Below are 26,003 nucleotides of genomic sequence, written 5' to 3'. Positions count from 1 at the left end.
CTACTTGTCGGCGATGAGCCCGTACTCGGTGAGCAGCTTGCCGACCTCCGAACTCTCCAGCTTCCCGATGAGCCTGCGCCGCAACGCCTCCGGGCCCGGAATCCTCAGTGCGTCCCCGTCGCGCATGTGGCCGACCGCATTGAGCAGGCTGCGCACGTCGTAGGTGGAGTTGAACACCTCCGGCACGCCGCGCTCGATGCCCAGCAGTCGATAGGCGGCCTCCATACCGGTGCGCACCGAGTACTCGGTGGTGAAGATGCAGTCCCGGCTCGTTTCGGCGAACTGGCCGATGAAGGCGAAGTTCACCGCGCCCTCGGGAACCACGTCGGGCCGATCACCGGCCTGACGCGGCATGAAGAACGAGGTGATATAGGGCATCATCACCGGCACGCACTTCGCCGCCTCGGCCGCCAGTTCCGGGATGTCGTCGAGCGGAACGCCCAAGTGGTACAACCACTCCTGGGTGATCTCCTCGCCGGTGCACTCCTGCATCGTCTTGTGCACATAGTCGCCCGGCTTGTCGGCGAACAGCGAGTACACCCACACCACGATCTGATCGGCCGGCTGCTGTTTGAAGTGCGGCTGCCGGTTCACCGTCCAGCTCAACAGCCAGCTCGAATCCCGGGCGGTGACGATCCCGCCGGTGACGACCTTGCCGCTGAACGGATCTCGCTGACAGATCTTGCGGATGTATTCCGGGATGCGCTGATCGAGCGTGGTGACGGTCGCCGATTCCCATTTGGTCTCGGGGATATGGGAACCGAAGACGTCGGGGCGGCCGAAGGCGGGGTCCACGGCCGCGATCCGCCGCCACAATTCCCACGCGGGCGCCGGTCCCTCGTTCAGTTTCGCCGGGGTGTGTTGATCGCCCTCGTCGGAGTTCTCCACCAGCGACCCGATCGTGGTGAACAACAGATCGTCCGGGCCCAGCCGGACGCCGCCCTCGACCCCGTCCGATACCCAGTGGATACCGGTGGCCTGCTTGCGATCCGGGGTGATGTCGAAGTCGATGTCGGTGACCTCGGTATCGAACCGGACCGTCACACCCTGATCGAGCAGCCACCGATACAGCGGCAGCACCAGCGATTCGTACTGGTTGTACTTGGTGAACTTCAGTGCCGAGAAGTCCGGCAGTCCGCCGATGTGGTGGATGAACCGGTGCAGGTACAGCTTCATCTCCAGCGCGCTGTGCCACTCCTCGAAGGCGAACATCGTGCGCCAGTACAGCCAGAAGTTGCTCTGCAGGAAGTCCTTTCCGAACACCTCGTCGATGCGCTTGTTCTCCATCTCCTCGCGGGTGGCGAGGAAGACCTTCGCGATGTCCTTCTGCGCCCTGTCGTTCAGCGCGAAGAGTCCGTCGGTGTGCGCGTCCTGCCCGCGATCGACGGTGGCGCGTTGTAGCGAGTAATTCGGATCGTCCTTGTTCAGCCAGTAGAACTCGTCGAGGACGCTCGCACCCTCGATCTCGATCGAGGGCACCGAGCGGAACAGGTCCCACAGGCATTCGAAGTGGTTCTCCATCTCGCGGCCACCACGGATGACGAAACCCTTTGCGGGCTCCTTGATTCCGTCCAGCGCGCCGCCAGGCAACTTCAATCGCTCCAGGATGGTGATCCGGTCACCGGACATCTGCCCGTCGCGGATCAGGAAGGCCGCGCCCGACAGCGAGGCCAGGCCCGCCCCGACGAACCACGCCGTCTTGTCGTCGACGCCCTCGGGTTTGCGCGGCCGAGCGAACGCCTCGTAGTTGCCGCTGCTGTAGTACATCCGGGTCTTCTCCTGCCTGTAGGTTGTTCGCGCCCCCACTGCCGAAAGTTGCTGTGTCGTATCGCCTTACGCGTTGTAGCGGTAGAAGCCCTCGCCGCTGGCCAGGCCGAGCTTGCCCTTGTCGATGTATTCCGACTTCAGCCACTGCGCCAGCTTCTGGCCGTCCTCGCCGCTGTTCACCAGGATGTTGTACGGCGTGGTGAGACCGACGATGTCGAGGATCTGGAACGGGCCCGCGGGTGCGCCGGTCCCGATGCGCCAGGTCTCGTCGACCGCCTTCGGTTCGGCGTAGCCACCCGCCGCCAGCGCCATCGCCGAGTTGAGGAACGGCACGAGCAGCGAATTGAGGACGTAACCGGCCTTCTCTTTGTGTAATTCGATCGGGACCATGCCGATGGCCCGGGCGAAGTCGACCACGGCCTGATACACCTTCGGATCGGTGTCCTCGGTGCCCATGACCTCAGCGGTGTTGAACTGCCACACCTGATTCGCGAAGTGCAGGGCCAGGAAGCGGTCCGGGCGACCGGTGGCGTCCTTCATATCGCTGGGCAGCAGCGTCGAGGAGTTGGTGGCGAAGATGGTGTGCTCGGGCGCGAGCTCACCGAGCCGGCGATAGGTGTCCTGCTTGATCGACAGCACCTCCGGCACCGCCTCGATGATCAGATCCGCGTCCCGCGCGGCCTCGGCGAGATCACTGGTGAGCGTGATGCCCGCCGCGGTGGCCTCGGCCTTGCCGTCACCCGCGCCCTGCACCTGCTCACGGTAGGTGGCCGCGAGTTTGTCGAAACGCTCGTGCGCGGCGGTCAGCGCCTCGTCGTTGATGTCGTAGGCGGTCACCTCGAAACCGTGGAAGGCGGTCTGGAAGGCGATCTGGGATCCCAGGACTCCGGTCCCGAGGACGCTCACCTTGCGAATCGTGCCGGACATGTCGACTCCGTTCTGCGGACCGTGGCCCGCGCTGGTGTTTTTCAGGTTCCGGTGGCCGCGGCGCTGCGGAAACCGGCGACGAGCTGCGCGATCTGGGCGTGCAGATCATCGATCGGATCGTGGTGGGGGTGGACGCCGGTGGACGGGCGCACCAGCGCCATGTGCAGGACCGCGAAGAGACTGCGGCCCGCCACGCGCGCGGCCTCCCGCTGCGCGGCCGTGGGATCGACGGAGTCCGCAACAGCGGTCAGCAGGATCTCGGCGAGGACCGACTCGAGCTGCGCCACCAACGCCAGCCCCTGTTCCCGATAGGTCTCCTCGGGTGGGCCGAACAGCAATTCGCGCTGGTAGGCGATGGTGTTCTCGGTATTGCGGGCGGCCGCGACCAGAATCGGCCGCAGCAGTGCCGTGATCGCGCCGACCGGATCGGCGATGTCGCGGGCGCGGCGAGCGCCGGTCTCGAGTGCCGACCGGAAATCCTCGTTGTACACCATGAGCAGCAGCTGCCCCTTGGACGAGGCGTAGCGGAACAGGGTGCCTGCGGCGATATCGGCCCGATCGGAGATCTGCTGGGTGGTGACCTCGGCGAATCCGCGCTCGGCAAACAACCGTGCGGCCACCTCGAAGATCCGGCTCTGCTTCTCGCGCATATTGCGGACACGCCGGCCGACCTGCTGGCTCTGCTGTGTGCTTGCCACCCGACACCTCCTACCGGTCGATAAGAATGAGTGCGCTCATTAATGAGCATACTCAGAGCTATTGGAAGCGCAACACGTCCAGCATGCCGTCGGACCCATGTGCCGGTCATGGCCTCGTCACAGGCGTGGCCCGTTCGTGACGACCGGCCCGGCCGCGACAATGGATCGACCGCGGTCGCGGCGACCGCGGCAGCGAAGGAGGGCCACGATGGCCGAAAGGGTGACCACGGAGCGCGAGATCACCGCGAGTGTCGATCTGTGCACGCCGCGGGGCCGGCTGAACCCCGACGCGGTGGGCTGGACGCGCCGCCCGCTGCACCGGGCGAATCTGCGCGGCTGGGGTCGCACCAAGCGATGGGAGTACTGGGGCATCGTCACTCCCGATCACATCATCGGAATCGTGCTGGCGTCGCTGGATTACGCCGGGCTGCAGGGGATCTACCTGTTCGACCGGGCCAACGGCACCGAGATCGTCAAGGATGTGGTGACGCCGTTCGCTCGCGGTGTCCACCTTCCCGACCGCAGCGGCGTCGGTACCGCATCCGGGCATGCCGGCGATCTGGTGATCGAATTACGAAACGATCTGGGCGGCACCAGGATTCACGCCGCCACGCCGCGGATCGATATCGATCTGACGGCCGGGCTGCCGGCCGGACACGAATCGCTGGGTGTCGTGGTGCCCTGGAGTGCGAAGCGCTTCCAGTACACCGTCAAGGATCTCGGCCGCCCGGTCTCGGGCACCCTCACCGTGGACGGCGTCGCCTACGTGATCGACGACGGATTCGCCGTCCTCGACCACGGACGTGGGAAGTGGCCGTACTCGATCGCGTGGAACTGGGCCGCCGGCTGCGGTCCGGAGACGGCGATCCAGCTCGGCGGCAGGTGGACCGACGGCACGGGTTCGACCGAGAACGCGCTGTTCGTGGGCGGCCGGTTACACAAGATCGGTGACGAGCTGGAATGGGTGTACGACCGCCGGGATTGGCTGCGGCCGTGGCAGATTTGCGGTCCCCGCGTCGCCGTGGAGTTCACTCCCTTCCACGTGCGCGAATCGAGGACCGCGCTGGGTGTGGTGGCCAACGACACCCATCAGTGCTTCGGGCACTTCACCGGCCGCGCCCGCGCCGACGAGGGGGACTGGGTGGAGTTCGACGGCCTCACCGGCTGGGCGGAAGAGGCGCGTAACCGCTGGTGATCCGAAACGCTACCTACGTTCTTGCCGTGCGGATGTAGATCGCCCAGGTCCGCCCGGCCCTCGCCGCGGGCGTGTTCGTCTCCCGGATGCAATGATCGGACTCGCATACGTTTCTGATCGGAGTCGAGGAGACAGCAGATGAGCTTTCCACAGCGGTACGGGCCGTGGGCGTTGGTGGTCGGTGCCGCGCTGGGACTGGGGGCCGAATTCTGCCGTCAGCTCGCCGAGCGTGGCCTGAACCTCGTCATGGTGGCGCTGGAGAAGGACGAACTCGACACGCTGGCAACGGATCTGGCCGACCGCTACGGCATCCGCACCCAGACGGTGACCGGAGACATCACCGCGCCCGAGGTGCTGGAATCGGTAGCGCTGCTGGTCGGCGACGTCGAACTGGGCCTGGTCGTCTACAACGCCGGGCTCTCGGTCTGCGGCATGTGGCTGGACACACCGCTGGAACGACATCTGAAGACGATCGACATCAACGTGACCACGATGATGACCGTGCTGCACCGCTTCGTCCCGCCGATGATCGACCGCGGCCGCGGCGGGGTGATCCTGCTCAGCTCCATGTCCGGTCTTCTCGGCACCCCCATGTATGCCTCCTACGCGGGCACCAAGGCGCTGACACTGAATCTGGCCGAATCACTGTGGGACGAATGGCGTCCGCACGGCGTCGACGTCGTCGCGGTCGTGCCCGGCCCCACCGACACCCCCGGCTACCGCGCCGACGCACCGCGCACGATCCGCAATTCCCCGAAGGTGATGCCGGTAGCTCCCGTGGTCGCCGCCGGCTTGGCCGCACTCGGCAGACAACCCTCGGTGATCCCCGGCCGGGCCAACCGTTTCAACGGCACGCTGCTGTCACGAATACTGCCCCGCAAGAAGGCCGTCGCCCTCATGGGCAAGAGCATGCGCGAGATGTACGCGGGGGAGTAGACCGCCGACGCCCGCCGGCTCGGCCGGCATCCGAATGCGCTGGAGCCGAGTCGAATTCGCGTCGGCACGGTTCAGGAGGTGAAGCGCGCGCCGACCCAGACGAGGGCGTCGGGGAGCGAGGCCTGCAGGACGCCGCGATGGTCGGCGCCGGGGTAGGTGCGGTAGGTGAGCTGCTGATCGGTCAGGCGCAGGCGGGCGACCATCGCGTCGGTCGCCCGCGGGGGCACCGTCGTGTCGGCGCTGCCCTGCAACACCAGCAGTGGTGCGTCGATGCGCAGCGTGCTGGGATCGTTGTCGGTCAATACCCGGAGGAAAGGCGCGGCGTCGCCCAGCGGGCTGAATGCGGCATCGGCGGGGAGGCCGCCCCAGCTGTCCGGCGCGCGCAGGGCGCCGATGCATCCGGTGTCGGCCTCGGGCAGCAGGCTCAGTGCGCGCGGCGTCAGGAAGCGGGCCGGATCGATATTCTCGGCGGTCTGCGCGCCGCGAATCAGCAACGGCAGGAACGCATTCGAGTTGCCGAGTGTGCCGGCCAGCGCCTCGCCGGCTCCCACCGCACTCGCCACGCGCTGCGCTCCGATGCCGAATTCCACCTGTGATGCCGGTGCGAGTGCCACCACAGCGCGCAGATCCAGTCCCGGTGCCCAGGCGCGGGCCTGCGCATCGGTGAAGATCGCCGCCTGGCCGCCCTGCGAATGGCCGATCGCCGCCCATCGCGTACCGATCGATGCGTCGAGTTCCCGCGCGGCCAGCGCCATATCGGCGACGGCTCGCGCCTCGGTGGTGCCGATCAGGTATCCGTGCGGGCCCGGCGTGCCGAGGCCCTGGTAATCGGTCTGCGCCACCGCGTATCCGGCCGCGAGCCAGTGCTGCTGCACCTCGCGCACCTGCGCGGTGTAGTCGTGGGCGGGATAGTCGGGGCCGGTATCGCGCGAGGGCGCGCAGATATCGGCCACACCGGTGGTGCCGTGTGCCCACGAGATGAGCGGCCAGCCGTCCGGCGGCGGTGTGCCGTCGGGCACCGCCAGTGTTCCCGAGACCGCCACCGGATGCCCCTGCAGATCCACCGAGCGGTACAGCACGAGCAGATTCCGCGCCCCGGGCAGCCCCGGATCGCCGGCGATACTGCGGGCCCGGATCACCGAGCCGTGTGGTCCGGCGATCGCCTCGGCGGGTGCGTCGTAGAAGGCCTGCCCCTCCGGGACGGCCGTCGTGCCGGTGGGGTCCGCCGCCGCGGTGGCCGTCGTGGCCGCGATCGAGACCAATGCCGCGGCGACGACCAGCCGACCACGTCGTGCCCGGCGATTGCGGGCGATCTTGGTCGGTGACGACACGCGAGACATTCATCCAACATAACGGGGCCGTGTGGAGCGCGGCCATCGCGCTGGAATCATTGTGGCTCAACTTGTCTGCATATCGATACCTCCGCGCAACCAGCCGGTTCGACGTCTGCGGCCGGCAGCGCGTCGCTGTGCGCTGAAAGATTGCTGACATGGCGATACACGGCGGGACGACCGTCGGCCGTACCGGACCGGAATCCGCGACTCATCCGGAACGAGCGATGCCGCATTCCGCTTCCCCGGTAATCTCGGCGCGGAGACCGCTGGCCGAAACGAAGTGGAGCCGACTGTGACCGAATCAGCTGAGGCGTACCTCGCGGACGAACCCGACCGGCCCATCGTGGTCGGCGTCGACGGCTCGGAGATCTCCTATCAGGCGGTGGCCTGGGCCGCGGTCGATGCCGTCCTGCACGGGCGGCGTCTGGACATCGTCACCTCGGCCACGCTGCCGACCGGTTTCGGCTCCGAGGTGTGGACGGGCGGCGCGGATTGGGTGCGCGAGGACGGTGAGCGCATCGTCGCCGAGGCGCGCCGGGTCGCCGGGTTGGTGAAGGGGCCGCTGGAGATCAATGCCGAGCTGGTGTTCGACCCGATCATCCCGACCCTGATCACACGTTCGGAACGGGCGTACCGCCTGGTCGTCGGTAGTCGCGGGCGCGGCGCCATTCGGCGGGCGCTGCTCGGTTCGGTGAGTTCGGCGTTGGTGCAGCGGGCGCACTGCCCGGTCGCGGTGATCCCCGGGAATTCCGCGACGGACATGGTGACCGCGGCGAAGCCGGTGGTGGTCGGCGTCGACGGCACCGAGAACAGTGAACCCGCGATCGGCGTCGCCTTCGACGAGGCCTCGCGGCGGAAGGTGCCGCTGATCGCCGTGCACACGTGGAGCGATATCAGCCTGCCCGAGATCGCGGTGGCCGGCTGGGACACGCTGCGCGAATCCGAGCGCGCCGCGCTCTCGGAGAGTCTGGCCGGATGGCGGGAACAGTATCCGGATGTCGATGTGCGGCCGGTGGTGTGGGCCGATCGGCCGGCCCGTGCGCTGCTCGCCGAATCCGAACATTCGCAGCTGGTGGTGATCGGCAGTCATGGCCGGGGCGGATTCACCGGCATGCTGCTCGGTTCGACCGGTCATGCCCTGTTGCAGTCGTCCGAATGCCCGGTGATAGTGGTGCGCCGACGGTGAGACGTCGGCCGGGCGGCCGACCGGCCGCCCGGCGACAGTCGTTCGATCACACCCCCGAGAACTCCAGTTCCGGCTCGTTCGCCGGCACCATGCTCACCGGGAGTGTCGCGAGCCCGCGTAACGGCGTGGCAAACCCAGGGCGACGACGCAGCTGTGGACAGCGGTCGGCCGGGCAGGCATCGGTGAGGGTCGAGCCCTAGCGCTCGGTCTATTGACCAGGAAAAGCCTATGGAGAGAACAACTTCGGTCGCCGCGACGAGGAGCGGCCGACCGTCCGAGCCGTTCGACAAGATCATCGCACACCGTCCGCGCGGCCGGGATCACCGGTCTCGAGCGGCGTTGTGGGCCCGATTCCCGGGGTGTGGCGGGACTCCGGCGGGTCCCGAAAAAAATTTCCTAGCAAAACGAAGGGTCTCGAGGACCGATCGAGACCGTCGAGCGGTGTCGTGCGTGCACCACCCTGTACCCGGTTTCGCGAAAGCGGAAACTTCCGATCGGAAGTGAAACGTGTTGTCGAGCAAGGCAACTCGCCGAGCGGGGTGCGGTGCGCGTGGCGGACTCCGGTTCGGTTCGAGGGAACCGATTCCGTCCGGAAGTTGCTAAAAAGTAGCTATAAAGCGGTAGTGAAGCGGCTCCCTGTTTTAGAGGAGGCGCTTGCTTGAAAAGTGGACGCTTGATATGTTGCCTCGGTCACTAACCGGTACCGGCCGTGACCGATAACTCTCAGGCGTGATTCCGGCGACTGAGAGGCGATTGAACACGCTCACAAAGGAGATTCATCGATGGGTTCGATGGGCGACTTGCTTACCGCGTTGATTCCGGCCCTGGGTTCCGCAGTTGCGGGTGACGGGCTGTGGGAAACCTTCCTCGGTTCGCTCGGAAGCATCGTCAAGTAATTCGACGAAACCGCTCGTATTCATCGAGTTGCGCGCGGCAACTCGATGCACGGATATTTAGGAGAAAAGTATGGGATCGCTCATCGATATTCTGGGAATGGGCACGCAGAGCGCCGGTTCGGTCGGAACCACCATCGTGAATGCGCTCATCACCCTCAGCGGTGGCACCCCGGCCGCCGGAAAATAATCCAGTCGTCGATGGTGGGGGCTCACTCGAACCGGGTGCGCCCCCACAGTGCTGTGTAGAGGTGGTAGTGGTGTCGAGCGGTAAGAGGACCGGCACGGTGCGCGGGATCGCCTGGCTGATGGCATATCTCGGTGCGGCCGCCCTGCTGTGGACGTCGGTCGCGCCGATCGGCTCGGCCGCTCCGGCGGCGCATATCGTCGATGAAACCCCGGGCCCCGGGCGTCTAGTCCGGATCAGCGTCCATTCGCCGGCGATGGATCGCGATATCGCGCTGCAAGTGTTGCCCGCGAAGGACTCCCGCACCCCGGCGCCCACGCTGTATCTACTCAACGGCGCCGGCGGTGGCGAGGACGCCGCGACCTGGCTGGCGCAGACCGATGCCGCGGACTTCTTCGCCGACAAGCACGTCAACGTGGTGATCCCGATGGAGGGCGCGTTCAGTTACTACACCGACTGGGAGCGCGACGACCCGGGCCTGGCGAAGAAACTGAAGAACAACGGCCGGAACAAGTGGGCCACCTTCCTCACCGACGAGCTTCCGCGCGTGATCGATTCGGCCTTCGGCACCACCGGCGCCAATGCGCTGGCCGGCATCTCGATGGCCGGTACCTCGGTGCTGGATCTGGCGATCGAGGCCCCGGCGCTCTATCGGAGCGTCTCCGCGTACAGCGGTTGCGCGATGACCAGCGATCCGCTCGGTCAGTCGTTCGTCAGCCTGGTGATCAGCCTGGGCAAGGGCGATGCGACGAATATGTGGGGACCGGTCGGCGGTGAGGGCTGGAAGGCGCACGATCCGTATCTGCACGCCGACCGGCTGCCGCGGATTCCGATGTACATCTCCAGCGCGAGCGGGCTCCCCGGCCGGCACGACAGTCTCGCCGACCCGAGCGTGCGCGCGAACACCGAGGTGCTGGCCAATCAGGTCCTGCTCGGCGGCGGCATCGAATCGGCGGCGAACTACTGTACGACCAAACTCGCCGAGCGCACCCGGGAACTCGGACGCACGGACATCACCTACAACTTCCATCCGGCGGGCACCCACTCATGGGGCTATTGGCAGGACGACCTGCACAAATCGTGGCCGATGATGGCGGCGGCGATCGGCGCGAACTGAGCCGCTCCGCCCGCCGCCACGCGGTCCGTCACCGTTGTGCGGCGAGCCGTTCACTCAGCTCCCGGAACGAGCGCAGCAGCAGTTCGCCGTACCGCGCCGGGTCCGGGAGCATATCGGTATCGGAGCTGACTGCGATCACCACCTGCTCGCCCTGAGACGTGATCAGATGCCGCAGCCCGTCGCCGTCCATGATCGGGAGCACACCGAAGACGCTGATCACCGGTGCGCCGAGAAATTCCAGACGGTCCGCGACCGGAGGCACGTTGCTGACGGTGGTGTTGGACAGCGGCACCGTGTCGACCTCATCGAAAACCCGCTGCGCGCGGGCCCATCCGGCCAGGCGCAACAGCCAGGCGGGTGAGGTCTGCATGCGGCTCTCGCGGGCGATGACCGCCGGGTCGGCCCAGCGCCGCTTCTCCTCCCGCGCGGAGTTCCGGATGGCGGACAGGCGTTCCAGTGGATCGGCGAGATCGGTGTGCAGGTCCACCGACATCTGGCACAGCTGGTTCGCCGAATTCCACTGCGCGAGCCCGCGCATCGAGATCGGCACCATCGCACCGAGCGATGCGGACGGCGTTTCGCCCTGCTCGGCGAGATAGGCCGACAGCGCGCCCGAGACGACGGACAGCAGCAGGTCGTTGACCGTAATGCGCTCGGCGGAGGCCGCTTTCGCCGCTCCGACCTGTGCGAGCGGCAGGGTGACCAGATCGAAGACGGGCGTCGCGCCGATGCGGCGATTGAAGCGCGTGGCGGGTCGCAGCGGAATCGGTTCGCGGAGCAGGTTTTCCGCGGCCTTGGCTTCGACCGTGCGTGCCGCCGCCCGCGTGCGGGCCACGCCGGAGACGAAACGTGTGAACCGATACGGCGTAACGGCGGCGGCCCGCACCAGCGCGCCCGGCTGCGACCAGCGGCGATCGGTCGTGGGAAGCGGAGGATGAGTGTCGGCGATGCCGAACAGTTTCCGTTCGAGTTCGCGGGTGGCCACCCCGTCGCCGACGCTGTGATGGAACTTCAGTACCACGATCGTCACCGGATCGGCGGTCTCGGGAAAACCGCGCACACCGTCGAAGAGGTGCAGTGCCCACGGCGGCCGGGTGAGATCCATCCGGGCCGCGGCGATCTCGGCCAGGCGGCCGCGCACCTCGTCCCAGGACCATGCCGCGCGCTCCTCGCTCGTCACGTGATGATCGATGTCGAAGCCGGGGTCGGGCACCCAGTACGGCAGGTCGACATCGCCCGGTACCCGTTCCAAGCGGCGGTGGAACAGCGATGCGTAACCGAGCCGCTCCCGCATCCAGGCCCGCACCTGGGCCCGGCTCACCGACCGGCCTTCCGGTTCCGCCGCACCGGCGAAGACATAGGCGGCGACGATATTCGACGGATGCCGCTCGAACTCGTCGTAGACGAATACCGCATCGCGCGGCGTCAGTTGTTCGGCGGTGACGTGGAGACCGCTGCTCGCATCGCGGACCGTTTTCGTCGTCATGATTACTCCTGACCGGACATTGTGCGGGCGGGAGAGAATATGTCCACACAATTCTTTCCGCGGCGGAGTCTACAGTCGCGGCGACCGATGCGGCGATGGCGGTAGGGAAATCCGGCGCGGAAATGTGCGACGGTCGAAAAAGACATAAACCGCCGCGATGAATGTGGGAAATTCGGAGTGCGCCGGAGAGAGGGCGATCCTGAGTGGTCATGCCGGGCCGGCGACGGCGAAGCGTCGATTCCAGATAGTAATAGCTGCCTACTATTACTTGGGCTCTGGCCGACGCGTTCTCCGCGTGATTGCCGCGAGAGCCCCCGATGACTGTCCGTAGCCAAGGTCGCCCGTGAATGGCAAGGAGTACCTCCCAGCGCTGGGAGCGGCTTCCGGTTGTGTACCGGGGCAAGTGCTGGCATCGTCTTCCCCGCGGGACAGCAGCGGGCGTGAGGGATGTGATGAGTTCTGAATCCAACCGGCCGCCCGGACCCGTGCCGCAACCGTTCGGCCCGCCGGTCGGCTCGGCCGATTGGTTCACGCCGCCCCGTCCGCCGCAGCCACCCCCGCTCCGCGATTCGCGTCCAGCGGCATCGCCGCCGCGAATAGTGCGGCGGCCGCAGGAGTCGCCGGAATGGGCGATCGATCCCGATGCCATCCAGCTCGCACTGGGTCCGTCCACCCGGCCGCCGCGCCGGCCCCGTCGGCGCAAGTGGTGGATCGCCGCCGCGGCCGCTGTCGTCGTGCTGGCGCTGGCCGGTGGCGGAATCGCGCTGGCGGTGACGGTCGCGCGCAAGGAGCCGGGTACCGCCGCCGCGGTCGCGACGGCGACGACCTCGGCCCCGGCCGGATCCGCCGAAACATCCGCCCCGGCCCCCGCGCCGCAGACTCCGGCGTGCCCGGCCGAGTCGCACGACGGCATCGTCGTCGGCAACGGCGCAGGCGGCATCACCGACGGGCCGAATTCCATTCTGGGATTCGAGTATTCGTACTACACCGAGCGCAGCGGTGAGCGGGCCCAGGCCTTCGTCGCCCCGGACACCGTCAACGTCGCCGCCGCCGCCGGTCTGCAGCAGGCGATCGACACGGTGATCCCGCCCGGGACCACGTACTGCGTTCACATCACCACGCGCGAGCCGGATCTGTTCGATGTGGATATCGAGGAGCACCGTCCCGACGGCGGTCACACGACCTACCGGCAGTCCGTGCGTACGGTCGTCCGTGACGGCCGCACCCTGCTCTACGAGATCCGCGGGCGGTAACGGCCGATCCGGCGGGGCTGTACCGAGGCCGCGGGCGCCGGTACGCTGCGAGATGCCCCGCGTGAGAGGATGTGCCATGGATACTCGCATTGTTTCTCGACAGTGCACCCTGTGTGAGGCGCACTGCGGAATCCGGGTCACCGTCGAAGGCGACCGCGTCGTCCGGATCGAGGGAAATCCCGACGATGTGCTGTCCGAGGGATATATCTGTCCCAAGGCCACGGCGATGGGAGCGTTGCACCACGATCCGGATCGGCTCCGCACGCCGGTACGCCGCGTCGGCGATCGGTTCGAGCCGATCGGCTGGGACGAAGCCTTCCGCGAGATCGGGCAGCGGCTGCGCCGGATCCGCTCCGAGCACGGTCCGAGCGCCATCGGCATGTATCTGGGAAACCCTGCGGCACATAGTTCTTCGGTGTTGTACGGCGTGCTGCTGCGGGTCGCGCTGGCGACCCGCAACTTCTTCTCCGCCTCCTCGATCGATCAGTTACCGCAGGAGTTCGCGGCCTGGCGGATGTTCGGATCCAATGTCCTGATGCCGGTCGCCGATATCGACCGCACCGACCGGCTGGTGATCCTGGGTGCGAATCCGGCGGTGTCGAACGGGTCGGTGACGACCATGCCGAATGCCAAGCAGCGCATCAAGCGGGTGCGTGAGCGCGGCGGCACGGTCGTGGTGATCGATCCGCGCCGCACCGAGACCGCACGACTGGCCGACCAGCACATCGCGGTGGTCCCGGGCGGGGACGTCTATCTGCTGCTGGCCGTGCTCAATGTGCTGATCGACGAGAAGCTGTGCGACGAGCGGGCCGTGCGTGCGCGCTGTTCGGGCTGGGACGAACTGCGCGAGACCGTCGCGCAGTGCACGCCCGAACTGGCGGCCCCGCATGCCGGTGTCGACGCCGAGACCATCCGCGGATTCGCCCGCGACCATGCCGCGGCCCGTTCGGCCGTGCTCTACGCGCGGATCGGCGTATGCCAGCAGGTGACCGGCACACTCACGCACTGGCTGGTGAACACGATCAACGCGGTGACCGGCAATCTGGACCGGGCGGGCGGGCAGATGTTCGCGACCGCGCCGGTCGACGCCGCCCGCTACGGCAAATATCTGCCGATGGGCCACGGCGCGTGGACCGACCGCTCGGGCCGCTACAAATCCTTCCGTTCCGAACTGCCGGTGGCGGCGCTGGCCGACGAGATTCTCACCGAGGGCCGCGGGCAGATCCGGGCGATGGTCACCTATGCCGGCAATCCGGTGCTGTCGACGCCGCAGCGCGGGCGTCTGGACTCGGCGCTGGAATCGCTGGATTTCTTTGTGGCCGTGGACATGTACGTCACCGAGACCACCCGGCACGCCGACATCATCCTGCCGCCGGTGTCCCAGCTCGAGCGTGAGGACGTCAACCTGCTGTTCCCGGTGTTCAGCGTGCGCAACAATCTGCGCTACGACGCCAAGGTGTTCGAGCCGCCGGCCGACGGCCTCGAGGACTGGCAGATCATGGCGCGGCTGGTCACCGAGGTGGTGCCGCTGCCGGCGCGACGGCTCACCGGCAGGGTGCTGAACGCGATGTTCGAACGCCTCTCGCCGGTGCGGCTGGCCGCTCTGGGCATCGCGGCCGGTCCGTACGGCGTGCTGCGCCGCGGCCGTGCGGGCCTGACCGTCACCAAGCTGCGCGCCTCCGCGGGCGGCATCGATCTCGGACCGCTGCGCCCGCGCCTGCGCACGCTGATCGGCACCCGCGACCGCAAGGTCCGGTTGGCGCCAGAGGATTTCCGCGCCGAGGTGGCGAAACTGCTCGCCGACCTGCCGGCGACGCCGCCCGCCGGAGCCGACGGATTCGATCTGCGCCTGATCGGCCGTCGCCATCTGCGCAGCAACAACTCGTGGCTGCACAACGTCCCGGCCATGGTGAAGGGCCGCGATCGCTGCACCGTCCTCATGCATCCGGCCGACGCCGGTGCGCGGGGGCTGGCCGACGGCGAACCGGTCACCGTCACCTCGCCGAGCGGCTCCATCGTGGTGACCTTGGAAGTCGGCGCCGATATCCGCCCGGGCACGGTCGCGATTCCGCACGGCTGGGGCCACCGCGAACCCGGCGTCGGCTGGCGGGTCGCCGCCTCGCTCCCGGGCGCCAACGTCAACCTCCTCCACGACCCGGCACTGGTCGACCCGCTGTCCGGCACGGCCGCGGTCAACAACACCTGGGTCAAGGTGAGCACTACCGCATAGCCGGCGCGACAGCGCCTACGGCCCGGTATCTTTCGAGCGATCGAACGCTCTCGGTACGGATGTGGTTGGCTGTACCGTCAGCGGATACGGGCCGATCGACCGGAAGGGTGTCATGGCTGAGGAAGTGCTCGCGGAGATGGTGTCCACCGTCTTCCAGATCGTCGCGCACGAGGGCGCGGCGGTGCGCGAAGGCGACACCCTGGTGCTGCTGGAATCGATGAAGATGGAGATCCCGGTGGTGGCCGAGGCGGACGGCACCGTCGCCTCGATCAATGTGAAACCCGGCGACGTCCTGCAGAAGGGCGATCTGATCGCCGTCATCTCGTAGCTTCCGCCGCGACACGACTTCGGCCCGCGGGCCGGTGCCGTAGCCTTTGTTCCCGTGTCCACTCTTAGTGATCTGCTCGCCGAACACACCGATCTCCCCGGTGCGGCGGTGGATCATCTGCAGCGCGTGGTGGGGGATTGGCAGCTGCTGGCCGACCTGTCGTTCGCCGATCTGCAACTGTGGGTCGGGATCGGCCCGGTGACCGACGGGGCCGACGTGGTCTGCGTCGCCCAATGCCGGCCCACGACCGCCCCGACGGTCCAGCCCGACGATCTCGTCGGATCGCTGGCGTCACGCCAGGAACATCCGCAGATCTTCCAGGCCCTGAGTTCGGGGGAGATCGTGCGGGTCGAGGGCGACGGCGAATCCACCGGCGTCTATCACCCCACTCCGGGGCGGGTCATCCGCGAGGGTATTCCGGTGCGCTGCGGCACCGACGTCATCGCCGTGCTCGGCCGCGATACCGAAATGGAGCGTTCGAAGGTCCGCGGCAGCCTCGAGCACGCCTATATGAGCTGCGCCGACGATCTGTGTCAGATGATCGCCGACGGGACCTTCCCCACCCTCGAGGACCGCACCGGCTCACATTCCAGCCCGCGCGCCGGGGACGGCTTCATCCGCCTCGACACCGCCGGCCTGGTCGTCTACGCCAGCCCGAACGCGCTGTCGGCGTATCACCGCATGGGCCTGCAGAGCGAGTTGGCCGGACAGGATCTGGCCCAATCGACCCGCTCGCTGATCACCGATCCGTTCGACGCGCAGGAGGTCGTCAGCGACATCCAGGCCGCCCTGGCCGGCAAATCGGGCCGCCGGATGGAGGTCGAGGCCCGCGGCGCGACGGTACTGCTGCGCACGCTGGTGCTGCGCCCGCACGGTGAACTGGCGGGGGCCGCGGTGCTGGTCCGCGACGTCACGGAGGTCAAGCGCCGCGACCGGGCGCTGCTGTCCAAGGACGCCACCATCCGCGAGATCCATCATCGGGTGAAGAACAACCTGCAGACCGTCGCCGCCCTGCTGCGCCTGCAGGCCCGCCGCACCGAAAACGAAGAGGCCCGGGTGGCGCTCACCGAGTCGGTGCGCCGCGTCACCTCCATCGCCTCCGTGCACGAAATGCTGTCGATGTCGGTGGACGAGGAGGTCGACCTCGACGAGGTGGTCGATCGCCTGCTGCCGATCATGGCGGACGTGGCGACCGTGCACACCGCGCGCATCAAGGTCCGCCGCGACGGTTCGCTGGGAGTTTTCTCGGCCGAACGCGCGACCCCGTTGGTGATGGTGCTGACCGAATTGGTGCAGAACGCCATCGAGCACGCCTTCGATGCGGGCGAAAACGGCACTGTCACAATACGTTCCGAGCGTTCGGCGCGGTGGCTGGATGTCATCATCAGCGACGACGGACGCGGGTTGCCGGAGGGATTCAGCCTCGAGGGTTCCGATCGGCTGGGATTGCAGATCGTGCGGACTCTGGTGACCGCGGAACTCGGCGGCTCGATCGGTTTGCATCCCGGCGCCGATATCGGCACCGACGCCGTGCTGCGGGTGCCGCTGGGGCGCCGCAACGCGCGCTGAAACAGCGCCTCGCGCACATGCGAGTCGCGGAAATCGGATAAGTCCGAATCGCCGTCGAACGGTTATGTGAAATAGCGCGGGAAAACAATCCGGCAACAAAAACAGTGAAGCCCGGCACCTTTCCGGTGCCGGGCCGAAATGCGTTACCGGTCGGGCTGTGCGGTTACTACGGGCCGGTAACGCCGCGCGTCTCAGACGACGCTGCGAGTGCGGGTGCGGGCGTTGCGCCGCTTCAGCGCCCGGCGCTCGTCTTCGCTCATACCACCCCACACGCCGGCATCCTGCCCGGAGGACAGGGCCCAGGACAGGCAATCGGCGGTCACGGGGCAGCGGGCGCAGACCAGCTTGGCATCGGCAATCTGCGCGAGCGCCGGACCACTGTTACCCACCGGGAAGAACAGCTCGGGGTCCTCGTCGCGACAGATGGCCTTGTGGCGCCAGTCCATTCCTCTGCTCCTTTGCATGGGCGCCGTAAGGCGCCGCTGGTTTGTGGTCCGTTCACTTGTGCGTCTCGAATGTTTCCGCACGGTTGCTTGTGAATGCTTTCACGAACACCGTAGATGTCAATAGCCTTCGGGTGCACCGTGGGGAAGCTCACGCTCTAAAGCCCTGAAAAGCCGGGCCTGCGGAGTCCTTTGTACTCGCTTGTGCTGGTTTCCGCAGCGCAACTGCGAGGTTTCTCAGTTGTGTCGGGCGGAATCCGGCTCGGGAGCGACCACTTCGAGCACTTCCGGCACCGAGGTGAAATCCACCACGTTGCGGCGGCCGATGAAGTCGCCATCGATTTGCAAGCCGACCTCGTCGTCGGCCTCGATTCGCACCGACGCTACATCGTCGACGCGAAACAAATTGCGGGCCTTCGGATCTCCATCGGACGCCAGGAGTTGCCTGGCGACCGACAGTGTCGGCAATACCCCCATGGTCCGCATCGCAAACACACCGAGCCCGCGTTCGAACGTCGTCCCGGGATTGGTGCGCACCGGAGTGCTGTCCAGATAAGTCCACGGACTGGTGTTCGTCACGAAGGCGTAATGCACGCCCGGCACCGGATCGTGGCCGGGAACACGCACGGTGATCGCGGGCTCGCGTCGCTTGGCCCGGAAGAATTGCCGGACCGTGGTGCGCAGATACCGGGCCGGTGTCGCGGCATGACCCGCTGCGCGGCTGCGATCGATCGCCTCGCACACGTCGGCGTCCAACCCGACGCCCGCGCTGAACGCGCACCAGCGGCCGTCGGCGACCATCAGGCCGATCCGGCGATCGCCGGCGTGGGCGTCGCCGCCGTCGAGCGAGAGCAGGTCGATGAGCTGATTGGTCGCGGCCACCGGATCCGCTTCGATACCCAGCGAACGCGCGAACACGTTCGCCGAACCGCCCGGGATCACGCCCAACCGCGGGATCCAGGTGCCCGCTCGTCGCGCGGCGGCCGATGCCACGGCGCCGGCGGGGTCCGATGCGGACGCGGCCGATTGCGGCCGTGCCGATGTGCCCGGTTCCGGCGGGGCCGATGTGCCCGGTTCCGGCAGCGGGAGGAATCCGTTGACGGTCTCGTTGACCGTGCCGTCGCCGCCGTGCACCACGATCAGGTCCATCTCGGCATCGGTGGCCCACTGCGCCAATTCGGCGGCGTGTCCACGATGCTGGGTATGCGCCACGATGAGCTGGGTGCGGCTTTCCAGCGCGTGGGCGAGCAGATCCCGCGTGGCCGGAGTGGTCGAGGTGGCATTGGGATTCACGATCAACAGCGTCCGCACCCTGAGCAGCCTACTGAGCGATCGCCGCCGAATCCCGCCGCGGAGGTGACCACGCGTGCGAGGCCCGGTTCGCGCGGTTCTACGCTGGGCGGGTGGCGAAGCAGAACGCGGACAGTGAGAGCACCGGCGGCACCACCGGCGGCGCGGCCGACCCGACTCCGGGCACCGTGCGTGGCGCGGGTGCGCTGGCCACGCTCGAGGGCCTGATCGGGGTGATCATCGCGATCGTGCTCGTGGTGCAGGGCATCACCTCGGCCGACACCTCCGCGAAATCGGCCTACGGCACCGCCGCCTGGTTCGTCATCCTGGCCGGCGCGGTGCTGGCCGCCGGTATCGGCCTGCTGCGCGGAAAGCGCTGGGGCCGGGCCATCGTGGTGATCGCGCAGGTCCTCCTGCTGCCCGCCGCCTGGTACATGCTCAGCTCGCATCGGTTCGAACTGGGCGTTCCGGTCGGGCTGCTCGCACTCGTCACCCTCGGCCTGATCTTCTCGCCGCCGTCGGTGCGGTGGATGGCCCAGGCCTACGACGTCGCGGACTGACGCCACATCGGCCACAACAGCGGTCCGCCGCCGGTGACGTCGAGTTCGCCGCGCAGATCGAAGCCGTAGCGCTCGTAATAGGCGATATTGGCGAACTTGCTGGATTCCAGATACGCGGGCGCACCGGTTTCGTCACAGTGCGCCAGCCGCGGCGCCAGCAGGGCATGCCCGTACCCCTTGCCGCGGACCGCCGGATCGGTGCCGACGATGGCGAGATACCAATGCGGTTCGTGCGGATGCGCCTTGCTCATCCGATCCGACATCCGCCCGGCGGCGAGCAGCCGCAGCCGGAACGCACGCGCCAGCGCGGGCAGCATCCGCAGCTGATCGGCGTCCGAGGAATTCCACTGCCCGGGCGGCGCCCACACCGCGCCCCCGACGATCCGGCCCGCCGCGTCGAAGGCCGCGTCCACCGCCCCGTGCCGCAGGTACAGATGCCGGATCAGCACGCCGAACATGGTCGCCGCGCGGGCGGGCCGGGAGCGTTCGGCGGGTATGCACCACCGCATGATCGGATCGTCGTCGAACGCCAGACCCAGCACGCGGGCCAGTTCGGGCACTTCCGATTCCGTCACGGGACGAACGGTCACATCCATCGGTCCACCCTATGCCCGCGACCGCGCGAAACGCCGCCTCAGCGGCCGTTGTGGCGGCCGGACGCGCGCCGGTCGAGCTCGGCCAGGCGGCGGTCGAGAAAGTCGCGCTCGGCGGCGTTCTCGGTCAGCAGCAGGGCCTCGGAGTAGGCGAGCCGGGCCTCGTCGAACCGCCCGAGTTCGGTGAGGAAGTGGGCGCGCGCTGCGGGCAGATAGCTGTACCCGGCCAGCTGCGGTTCGGCAGCGAGGGCCTCGAGCGCGGCGTACCCGGCGGCCGGATCGCCCGCCATCCCGATCGCGACGGCTCGATTGAGCGCCACTACCGGCGACGGCCAGATCCGGATCAGCACGTCGTAGAGTCCGCGGATCTCCTGCCAGTCGGTGGCGGCGTAGCTGGGCGCCTCGGCGTGCACGGCGGCGATCGCGGCCTGCAGCGCGTACCGGCCCGGCCGCCGTTCCAGCGCGAAGCGCACCAGCGCGATGCCCTGGGTGATCTCCTCCCGATCCCAGCGCGCGCGGTCCTGATCGGCCAGCGCGACCATGGCGCCCCCGGACGTCACCCGCGCCGCGCGGCGGGCGTCGGTGAGCAGCAGCAGCGCGAGCAGGCCCGCGATCTCCGGATCCTCGGGCAGCAGAGCGTGCAGCATCCGCGCCAGATCGAGGGCGCGTTCGGTCAGATCGCGGCGGATGAGGTCGTCGCCCGACGGTGCGGTGTGCCCGGTGGTGAACAGCAGATGCACGACCGCCAGCACGGCCTCGATGCGCTCGGGCAGTTCGGCCGGTCCCGGTACCCGGTAGGGAATCCGGGCCGCGGCGATCTTCTTCTTGGCGCGGGTGATCCGCGCGGCCATAGTCGGCTCGGCCACCAGGAAGGCGCGCGCCACCTCGGCGGTGGTGAGCCCGCAAACCAGACGCAGGGTGAGCGCTACCTGGGTCTGCGGGGCCAGCGCCGGATGGCAGCAGGTGCAGATCAGTCGCAGGCGGTCGTCGGGGAACTGCGGATCGTACGGATCGACGGCATCGAAATCGGTTGTCCCGGTGGTTTTTTCGTCCGCGATCAGCAACGGCAGCGCCCGGCGCGCGGTGGACTGCCGGCGCAGCAGATCCAATGCGCGATGGCGGGCCACCGTGGTCAGCCAGGCTGCGGGCCGGGACGGAATTCCGTCCGCGGCCCATCGCACCAGCGCCTGCGCGTACGCGTCCTGGACGCATTCTTCGGCGAGCTCGAGGTCGTGGGTCACCCGCACGGTCGCCGCCAGCACGAACGCCCACTCCCGGCGATGCGCGTCGGCCACCGCCGCGGCGACCCGGTCGGTGGAGCGGTCGGTGCGGGCGGGGCCGGGGGAGTGGTCGTCGAGCACGGTGTGGCTCAGCTCAATTCGAGGACCGGGCGCACTTCCACGCCCCCGGAGCTCATCGGCACGCGGCGGGCGATGGCGATCGCGGCATCGAGGTCCTCGGCCTCGATCAGGTAGTAGCCGCCGAGCTGCTCCTTGGTCTCGGCGAACGGGCCGTCGGTGATCACGAAGTCGCCGGCGCCGTCCGGCCGCACACTGGTGGCGGTGTGACTGTGGTGCAAGGCGTTTCCGCCGCGCAGCGCCGCCGCGTGGGCCTCGCCGAACTGCCGGTGACTGTCGAGCATCGCGCTGCCGGACTCCGGTTCGGCCACGGCACGCTCGTCCTGGTAGATGAGGATCAGATATTGCGACATGGTTTCGTCCTCCGAGTGGGTGGCCCGCCTTTCGAGCCATTCAACTCTTCGACGCGCACCCCGCCGCGGAATCGACACCGGCGCGCGGAATTCTCAGAATTTTCCGGAATCGGCGAGCCGCGCCAGCGCGTCACCCGCGAGCCGGAACCCGGTCCACTCGTCCTGGGCCACCGCACCCAGCCCGCGGTAGAACTCGATCGAGGGCGTATTCCAGTCCAGCACCGACCAATCCACCCGGGTGTACCCGTTGGCCACGGCCTCGCGGGCCAGTTCGGCGAGCAGCGCCGTGCCCAGGCCGCGACCGCGCGCCTCCGGCCGGACGTACAGATCCTCCAGGTAGATGCCGTGCTTACCGGTCCAGGTCGAATAGTTCAGAAACCAGATCGCGCACCCGGCGACCCGCCCATCGACGGTCGCGACATGGGCGAACAGCGCCGGCGCCGGACCGAACAGGGCGGAGTGCAGGTCGGCGGCCGTCAAGGCGCACTGTTCGCGCGCCTTCTCGTAGTCGGCGAGGTCGTAGACGAGGTCGACGAGGGCGGCACGTCCTCGGGCGTGGCGCGGCGAATCATCGGCTCGCCTCGGTGTCGGATTCTCGGCTCGCCTCGGGCGGCACGATGTTGTGCGCCAGAATCGTCGCGGCCTGGTGATCGTGGCCCAGCACGCTGATCGCGGCGGTCGACAGGAAGAATCGCCGTCCCTCCCGGGCCGGGAACCCTGCCCAGCGCGCGATCAGCACCCGGGAGAAATGTCCGTGCCCGACCAGCACCACATCGCGCATCCGCAGCGCCGGCGCGACCGATTCGAGCACCCGATCGGCCCGCGCGCCGACCGCATCGGCGGATTCACCGCCCGGGACGTCGCCGGTGAAGACCGTCCAGCCGGGCGCGGTTTCGCGGATCTGCGGGGTGGTCAGGCCCTCGTAGTCGCCGTAATCCCATTCGACCAGGTCGTCGTCGATTCGCGGATCGGGCAGCCCGGCCAGTTCGGCGCTGCGCAGGGCGCGCTGCTTCGGGCTGGTCAGTACCAGCGGATCGCTCAGGCCGAGTCCCGCCACGACCTTCCCGGCGGCACGGGCTTGCGCTTCGCCGCGTTCGGTGAGCGCGATATCGGTGCGCCCGGTGTGTTTGCGCGCCGCCGACCACGCGGTCTCGCCGTGCCGCAGCAGCACCAGCCGATAGTCCCTGTCCGATGCACTCATGATTTCGATCATGCCGCACCACCCGAGCGGCCGGACGGACGGATCGAGGCGTGGGCTCAGCTGGTTCCGTAGAGCCGGCCGCCCCGCAACTCCAGCACCACCGGACCGCTCACGGCCAGCGAAATCGGCTCCCCGTGATAGTCGCTGCGCCGCAACGGGATCCGCTTCTGCAGGGCGCCGCTGCCCGGATCGAGCGCCGCGATACCGTCGGCGACCGGCACTAGGACGTTGCCCGCCATCATCGCCGGTGCGCCCAGGGCGTCCGGTGCGGTCCACAGCGGCTCGAACGTGCTCGCGCTCAAGGCGATCACGCTGTTGCCGGTGAACACGAAATACGCCGAGCCGAGCCGGGTGACCGTGCTGTTGTCGGCGATCGGCGCGGAAAGACGATGCACCGCAAGCGAATTCGCGTTGGCATCGTAGATCGCGAATTCCGGTGGGGCGGCATCGGTTCCGGGAAGATACAGCGCGATCCGATTGTCCGCGACCGCCACGACGCGGGCGTTGCCGGCCGCTGCTCCGGGTTCGGTCAAGACGTGCGAACCGTACTCCTCCGGGGCCGAGGCGTCCTTGGGTGCCGGATTCAGCACCGTCAGCCGGTCCGCGGCGTCGTCGGGGCAGCGTTCGAGCACGGCCAGGCGGCTGCCGCCCGAGGCCGCCGACAGCAGCGTGCAGTCGTGCCGGGGCTGGGTGTGCGGGTTCACCTGCGCGTCGACGTAGCCGTACTCGAGCGTGCGGACCAGATCCGACCGCCACACCTCCAGCCGGCGCGGGCCCTGGGCCAGCACGTAGGTGCCGTCGGTGGACAGCCGGACCTGCGAGTCCATATAGCTGCTGCGCGCGGTGCGCCGCCGCCCGTCCTCCGCGCCGAGCATCGTGGTCTGGCTGCAACCGCGCGGATCGCGATAGGTGGCGATCACCGTGGCGAATTGGCTCTCCAGCGCGCACAGCGGCAGATCGCGCTGATATTTCCAGAGCTCGCGCCCGGTGGCGGCGTCGAGGCTGCGGACGGTGCCGCCGTCACCGGTGACGGCGACGCCGCTCGAGGTCAGTGCCCGCGCGGCGACGCCGTCCGGGGCGTGCCACCGCTCGGTGAGGGCATCCGGCAGCCGATCGGCCGTCGGCGCCACCGAAGCCGGATGTGCCGCGGGATCGGATTCGGTGCCGCGGGCGTCGCTCGTCGACCACACGACAACCGCCGCGATCGCCACGACAACGGCGATCGCGACTGCGGCATAGAGGTCGGCGCGCGTCCGCCGCTCGGGTGCGAGCACGTCAGCGAGACTAACCGATCCGGCGACTAGGCCGATGCGGCAGTCTGATCCCCACCTGTTGCCGTACTACCGGACTCGGCTGCCGAGTCGTCACCGCCGGTGGTGTCGCCTGCCTCCGCGGCGGGCTTACGACGCCGACGGCGACGACGCCGTGCGGGCTTGTCGCCCTCGGCCGCGTCGCTCGCGGGCTGTTCGGCCGAAACCGATTGCCCCGCAGCGCTTTCCGCGGTGTCCGTCGCCGACTCTGCCGACTCCGCCGTGGTGCCCTCGGCCGCGTCGACCGCCTTGCCGCCGCGGGTGCGGCGCCGGTTGCGCTTGCGCGGCTGGCGTGCCTCCCGCTCTTCCACGACCGCATCCGGTTCGCGCGCGGGGGCGCGCCGCACGGTGCCGGTCGTGTTCTCCGGAATACCGAGATCGCTGCGCAGGTGCTCGGAGCGCGAGTAGGTTTCCACCGGCTCGGGAATGCCCAGGCCCAGTGCGGAATTGATGCTCTCCCAGCGATGCAGCTCGTCCCAGTCGACCAGCGTGACCGCGACACCCGTGCGCCCGGCCCGGCCCGTGCGGCCGATGCGGTGCACGTAGGTCTTCTCGTCCTCCGGGCACTGATAGTTCACGACGTGGGTGACGTCGTCGATATCGATACCGCGGGCGGCGACATCGGTCGCGACCAGCACGTCGATCTTGCCCTTGCGGAATTTGTCCAGCGCCTTCTCGCGCGCGATCTGGCCCAGATCGCCGTGTACCGCGCCGACGGCGAAACCGCGGTCGGCCAGATCGTCGGCCACCTTCTGGGCGGTGCGCTTGGTGCGGGTGAAGATCATGGTCGCGCCGCGCCCCTCGGCCTGCAGAATCCGCGCGACCAATTCGCTCTTGTCCAGCGCGTGCGCGCGGTAGACGAATTGCGCGGTGCGCTCGTGCACCGCGGAATCGGAGGGTTCCTCGGCCCGGATATGGGTGGGCTTGTGCAGGAATGTGCGGGCCAGCGTGATGATCGGTCCCGGCATGGTCGCCGAGAACAGCATCGTCTGACGCTGTTCCGGAACCATCGACAGAATGCGCTCGATATCGGGCAGGAAGCCGAGGTCGAGCATTTCGTCGGCCTCGTCGAGCACGAGGACGCCGACCTTGCCGAGAATCAGATGCTGCTGTTCGGCCAGATCCAGCAGGCGGCCGGGGGTGCCGACGACCACGTCGACGCCCTCGCGCAGCGCGGCGATCTGCGCGTCGTAGGGGCGGCCGCCGTAGATCGAGGTGACGCGCAGGCGTCCCTGCTGATTGCTCAGATATTTACCGGCATTCTCCAGATCCTGGGTGACCTGGACGCACAGTTCCCGCGTCGGCACGATGACCAGTGCGCGGGGGGTGCCGTCCAATGCCGTGGTGCCGGAATTCGCGGTGGAAATCCGGTGCAGCAGCGGTACGCCGAATCCGAAGGTCTTGCCCATACCGGTGCGGGCCTGGCCGATCAGATCGTCGCCGGCCAGCGCGAGGGGGAGAGTCAGCTCCTGGATGGCGAAAGTGTGTTCGATTCCGATCTCGCCGAGAGCGCGCACGATTTCGGGGCGAACGCCCAATTCGGCGAATGTCGGAGTGGTGTGGGTGGAGTCGAGTTCCGCTGTCAGCAGCGTGTCCGCCAACCCGGGTTCTTGTTCGACGGTGATCTTGCTCAGGATTCGTGCCTTCCTCGTGTTTGTCGCATCCAGCGCGCACGAGGGTGGATTGGGACCGGATTACCGGGCCACCACATTTCCGGCGGGTTCCACCTGCACTCTCGCCACCCGGATCGCTGTCCGAGCGCGGCGCAAAGGGGTCGCGGATCTGGTGC

The 26,003-nt window shown here is 68.2% G+C and carries 22 protein-coding genes and 1 pseudogene; 9 read left to right on the top strand and 14 right to left on the bottom strand.

Going from position 1 to position 26,003, the window contains the following annotated elements:
• The 3 genes from C8258_RS21850 to C8258_RS21840 form a co-directional block, all read right to left on the bottom strand.
• The gene (locus C8258_RS21850) at positions 1–1,767 is read right to left on the bottom strand and encodes an oleate hydratase (protein WP_106956803.1); all 1,767 of its coding nucleotides are present in this window, start codon (positions 1,765–1,767) and stop codon (positions 1–3) included.
• 66 nt (positions 1,768–1,833) lie between these two features.
• A complete protein-coding gene (locus C8258_RS21845) occupies positions 1,834–2,694 on the bottom strand; it encodes a 3-hydroxyacyl-CoA dehydrogenase (RefSeq protein WP_106956802.1) in 861 nt (286 codons plus the stop codon).
• Between the two features lie 41 nt (positions 2,695–2,735).
• A complete protein-coding gene (locus C8258_RS21840) occupies positions 2,736–3,392 on the bottom strand; it encodes a TetR/AcrR family transcriptional regulator (protein ID WP_369974800.1) in 657 nt (218 codons plus the stop codon).
• 208 nt (positions 3,393–3,600) lie between these two features.
• On the opposite strand from C8258_RS21840, the gene C8258_RS21835 reads away from it, so the two are divergent.
• Positions 3,601–4,587: a DUF2804 domain-containing protein gene (locus C8258_RS21835; protein ID WP_199195804.1), complete on the top strand. Its 987-nt coding sequence runs from the start codon at positions 3,601–3,603 to the stop codon at positions 4,585–4,587.
• A 138-nt stretch (positions 4,588–4,725) separates the two neighbouring features.
• Entirely contained in the window at positions 4,726–5,523 is a 798-nt protein-coding gene (locus C8258_RS21830; protein WP_106956800.1) for an SDR family oxidoreductase, read from the top strand.
• Between the two features lie 71 nt (positions 5,524–5,594).
• Here the strand turns inward: C8258_RS21830 and C8258_RS21825 are convergent, their stop codons facing one another.
• On the bottom strand, positions 5,595–6,863 hold the full coding sequence (locus tag C8258_RS21825) for a S9 family peptidase (RefSeq protein WP_146161303.1): 1,269 nt from the start codon (positions 6,861–6,863) through the stop codon (positions 5,595–5,597).
• A 286-nt stretch (positions 6,864–7,149) separates the two neighbouring features.
• Between C8258_RS21825 and C8258_RS21820 the strand changes: the two genes are divergently transcribed.
• Both C8258_RS21820 and C8258_RS21815 read left to right on the top strand, forming a co-directional pair.
• A complete protein-coding gene (locus C8258_RS21820) occupies positions 7,150–8,043 on the top strand; it encodes a universal stress protein (RefSeq protein WP_106956798.1) in 894 nt (297 codons plus the stop codon).
• A gap of 1,201 nt (positions 8,044–9,244) precedes the next feature.
• Positions 9,245–10,240 (top strand): alpha/beta hydrolase family protein, encoded by a 996-nt coding sequence (locus C8258_RS21815; protein WP_106956829.1) that lies wholly within the window; start codon positions 9,245–9,247, stop codon positions 10,238–10,240.
• 28 nt (positions 10,241–10,268) lie between these two features.
• Here the strand turns inward: C8258_RS21815 and C8258_RS21810 are convergent, their stop codons facing one another.
• On the bottom strand, positions 10,269–11,726 hold the full coding sequence (locus tag C8258_RS21810; RefSeq protein ID WP_106956797.1) for a wax ester/triacylglycerol synthase family O-acyltransferase: 1,458 nt from the start codon (positions 11,724–11,726) through the stop codon (positions 10,269–10,271).
• 452 nt (positions 11,727–12,178) lie between these two features.
• Between C8258_RS21810 and C8258_RS21805 the strand changes: the two genes are divergently transcribed.
• The 4 genes from C8258_RS21805 to C8258_RS21790 all read left to right on the top strand — a co-directional run bounded on the left by C8258_RS21805 (position 12,179) and on the right by C8258_RS21790 (position 17,106).
• The gene (locus C8258_RS21805) at positions 12,179–12,979 is read left to right on the top strand and encodes a hypothetical protein (RefSeq protein WP_146161302.1); all 801 of its coding nucleotides are present in this window, start codon (positions 12,179–12,181) and stop codon (positions 12,977–12,979) included.
• Between the two features lie 76 nt (positions 12,980–13,055).
• Entirely contained in the window at positions 13,056–15,209 is a 2,154-nt protein-coding gene (locus C8258_RS21800) for a molybdopterin oxidoreductase family protein (protein WP_106956795.1), read from the top strand.
• Between the two features lie 112 nt (positions 15,210–15,321).
• On the top strand, positions 15,322–15,537 hold the full coding sequence (locus tag C8258_RS21795) for a biotin/lipoyl-binding carrier protein (protein ID WP_036504493.1): 216 nt from the start codon (positions 15,322–15,324) through the stop codon (positions 15,535–15,537).
• 54 nt (positions 15,538–15,591) lie between these two features.
• Entirely contained in the window at positions 15,592–17,106 is a 1,515-nt protein-coding gene (locus tag C8258_RS21790) for a sensor histidine kinase (RefSeq protein ID WP_036504467.1), read from the top strand.
• Between the two features lie 191 nt (positions 17,107–17,297).
• Here the strand turns inward: C8258_RS21790 and C8258_RS21785 are convergent, their stop codons facing one another.
• A complete protein-coding gene (locus C8258_RS21785) occupies positions 17,298–17,552 on the bottom strand; it encodes a WhiB family transcriptional regulator (RefSeq protein ID WP_030516005.1) in 255 nt (84 codons plus the stop codon).
• Positions 17,553–17,786: 234 nt separating this feature from the next.
• A complete protein-coding gene (locus C8258_RS21780; protein WP_106956794.1) occupies positions 17,787–18,860 on the bottom strand; it encodes a diacylglycerol kinase family protein in 1,074 nt (357 codons plus the stop codon).
• A gap of 92 nt (positions 18,861–18,952) precedes the next feature.
• On the opposite strand from C8258_RS21780, the gene C8258_RS21775 reads away from it, so the two are divergent.
• On the top strand, positions 18,953–19,399 hold the full coding sequence (locus C8258_RS21775) for a hypothetical protein (RefSeq protein WP_369974799.1): 447 nt from the start codon (positions 18,953–18,955) through the stop codon (positions 19,397–19,399).
• Here the strand turns inward: C8258_RS21775 and C8258_RS21770 are convergent.
• The 7 genes and pseudogenes from C8258_RS21770 to C8258_RS21740 form a co-directional block, all read right to left on the bottom strand.
• Positions 19,381–19,974 carry an N-acetyltransferase gene (locus tag C8258_RS21770; protein ID WP_233225244.1) on the bottom strand — a complete coding sequence of 198 codons (594 nt, stop codon included), beginning with the start codon at positions 19,972–19,974 and terminating at the stop codon, positions 19,381–19,383. The genes C8258_RS21775 and C8258_RS21770 overlap by 19 nt on opposite strands.
• A 59-nt stretch (positions 19,975–20,033) precedes the next feature.
• Entirely contained in the window at positions 20,034–21,353 is a 1,320-nt protein-coding gene (locus tag C8258_RS21765) for an RNA polymerase sigma factor (RefSeq protein ID WP_106956792.1), read from the bottom strand.
• A gap of 8 nt (positions 21,354–21,361) precedes the next feature.
• Positions 21,362–21,703: a YciI family protein gene (locus C8258_RS32935; protein ID WP_036504463.1), complete on the bottom strand. Its 342-nt coding sequence runs from the start codon at positions 21,701–21,703 to the stop codon at positions 21,362–21,364.
• Between the two features lie 93 nt (positions 21,704–21,796).
• Positions 21,797–22,275: pseudogene (locus C8258_RS21755) on the bottom strand (N-acetyltransferase family protein).
• The gene (locus C8258_RS21750) at positions 22,272–22,904 is read right to left on the bottom strand and encodes an acid phosphatase (RefSeq protein ID WP_233225243.1); all 633 of its coding nucleotides are present in this window, start codon (positions 22,902–22,904) and stop codon (positions 22,272–22,274) included. Before C8258_RS21750 ends, C8258_RS21755 begins: the two are co-directional and overlap by 4 nt.
• A 56-nt stretch (positions 22,905–22,960) precedes the next feature.
• Complete coding sequence (locus tag C8258_RS21745) at positions 22,961–24,178, bottom strand: PQQ-binding-like beta-propeller repeat protein (protein WP_106956790.1); 1,218 nt, start codon at positions 24,176–24,178, stop codon at positions 22,961–22,963.
• A 26-nt stretch (positions 24,179–24,204) separates the two neighbouring features.
• The gene (locus tag C8258_RS21740; RefSeq protein ID WP_199195803.1) at positions 24,205–25,815 is read right to left on the bottom strand and encodes a DEAD/DEAH box helicase; all 1,611 of its coding nucleotides are present in this window, start codon (positions 25,813–25,815) and stop codon (positions 24,205–24,207) included.
• Between the last annotated feature and the right edge of the window lie 188 nt (positions 25,816–26,003).

Source organism: Nocardia sp. MDA0666, from assembly GCF_003023875.1.
Classification (GTDB): Bacteria; Actinomycetota; Actinomycetes; order Mycobacteriales; family Mycobacteriaceae; genus Nocardia; species Nocardia aobensis.
Note: the sequence above shows the minus strand (reverse complement) of the source record. Positions and strands in the feature narration are given on the sequence as shown.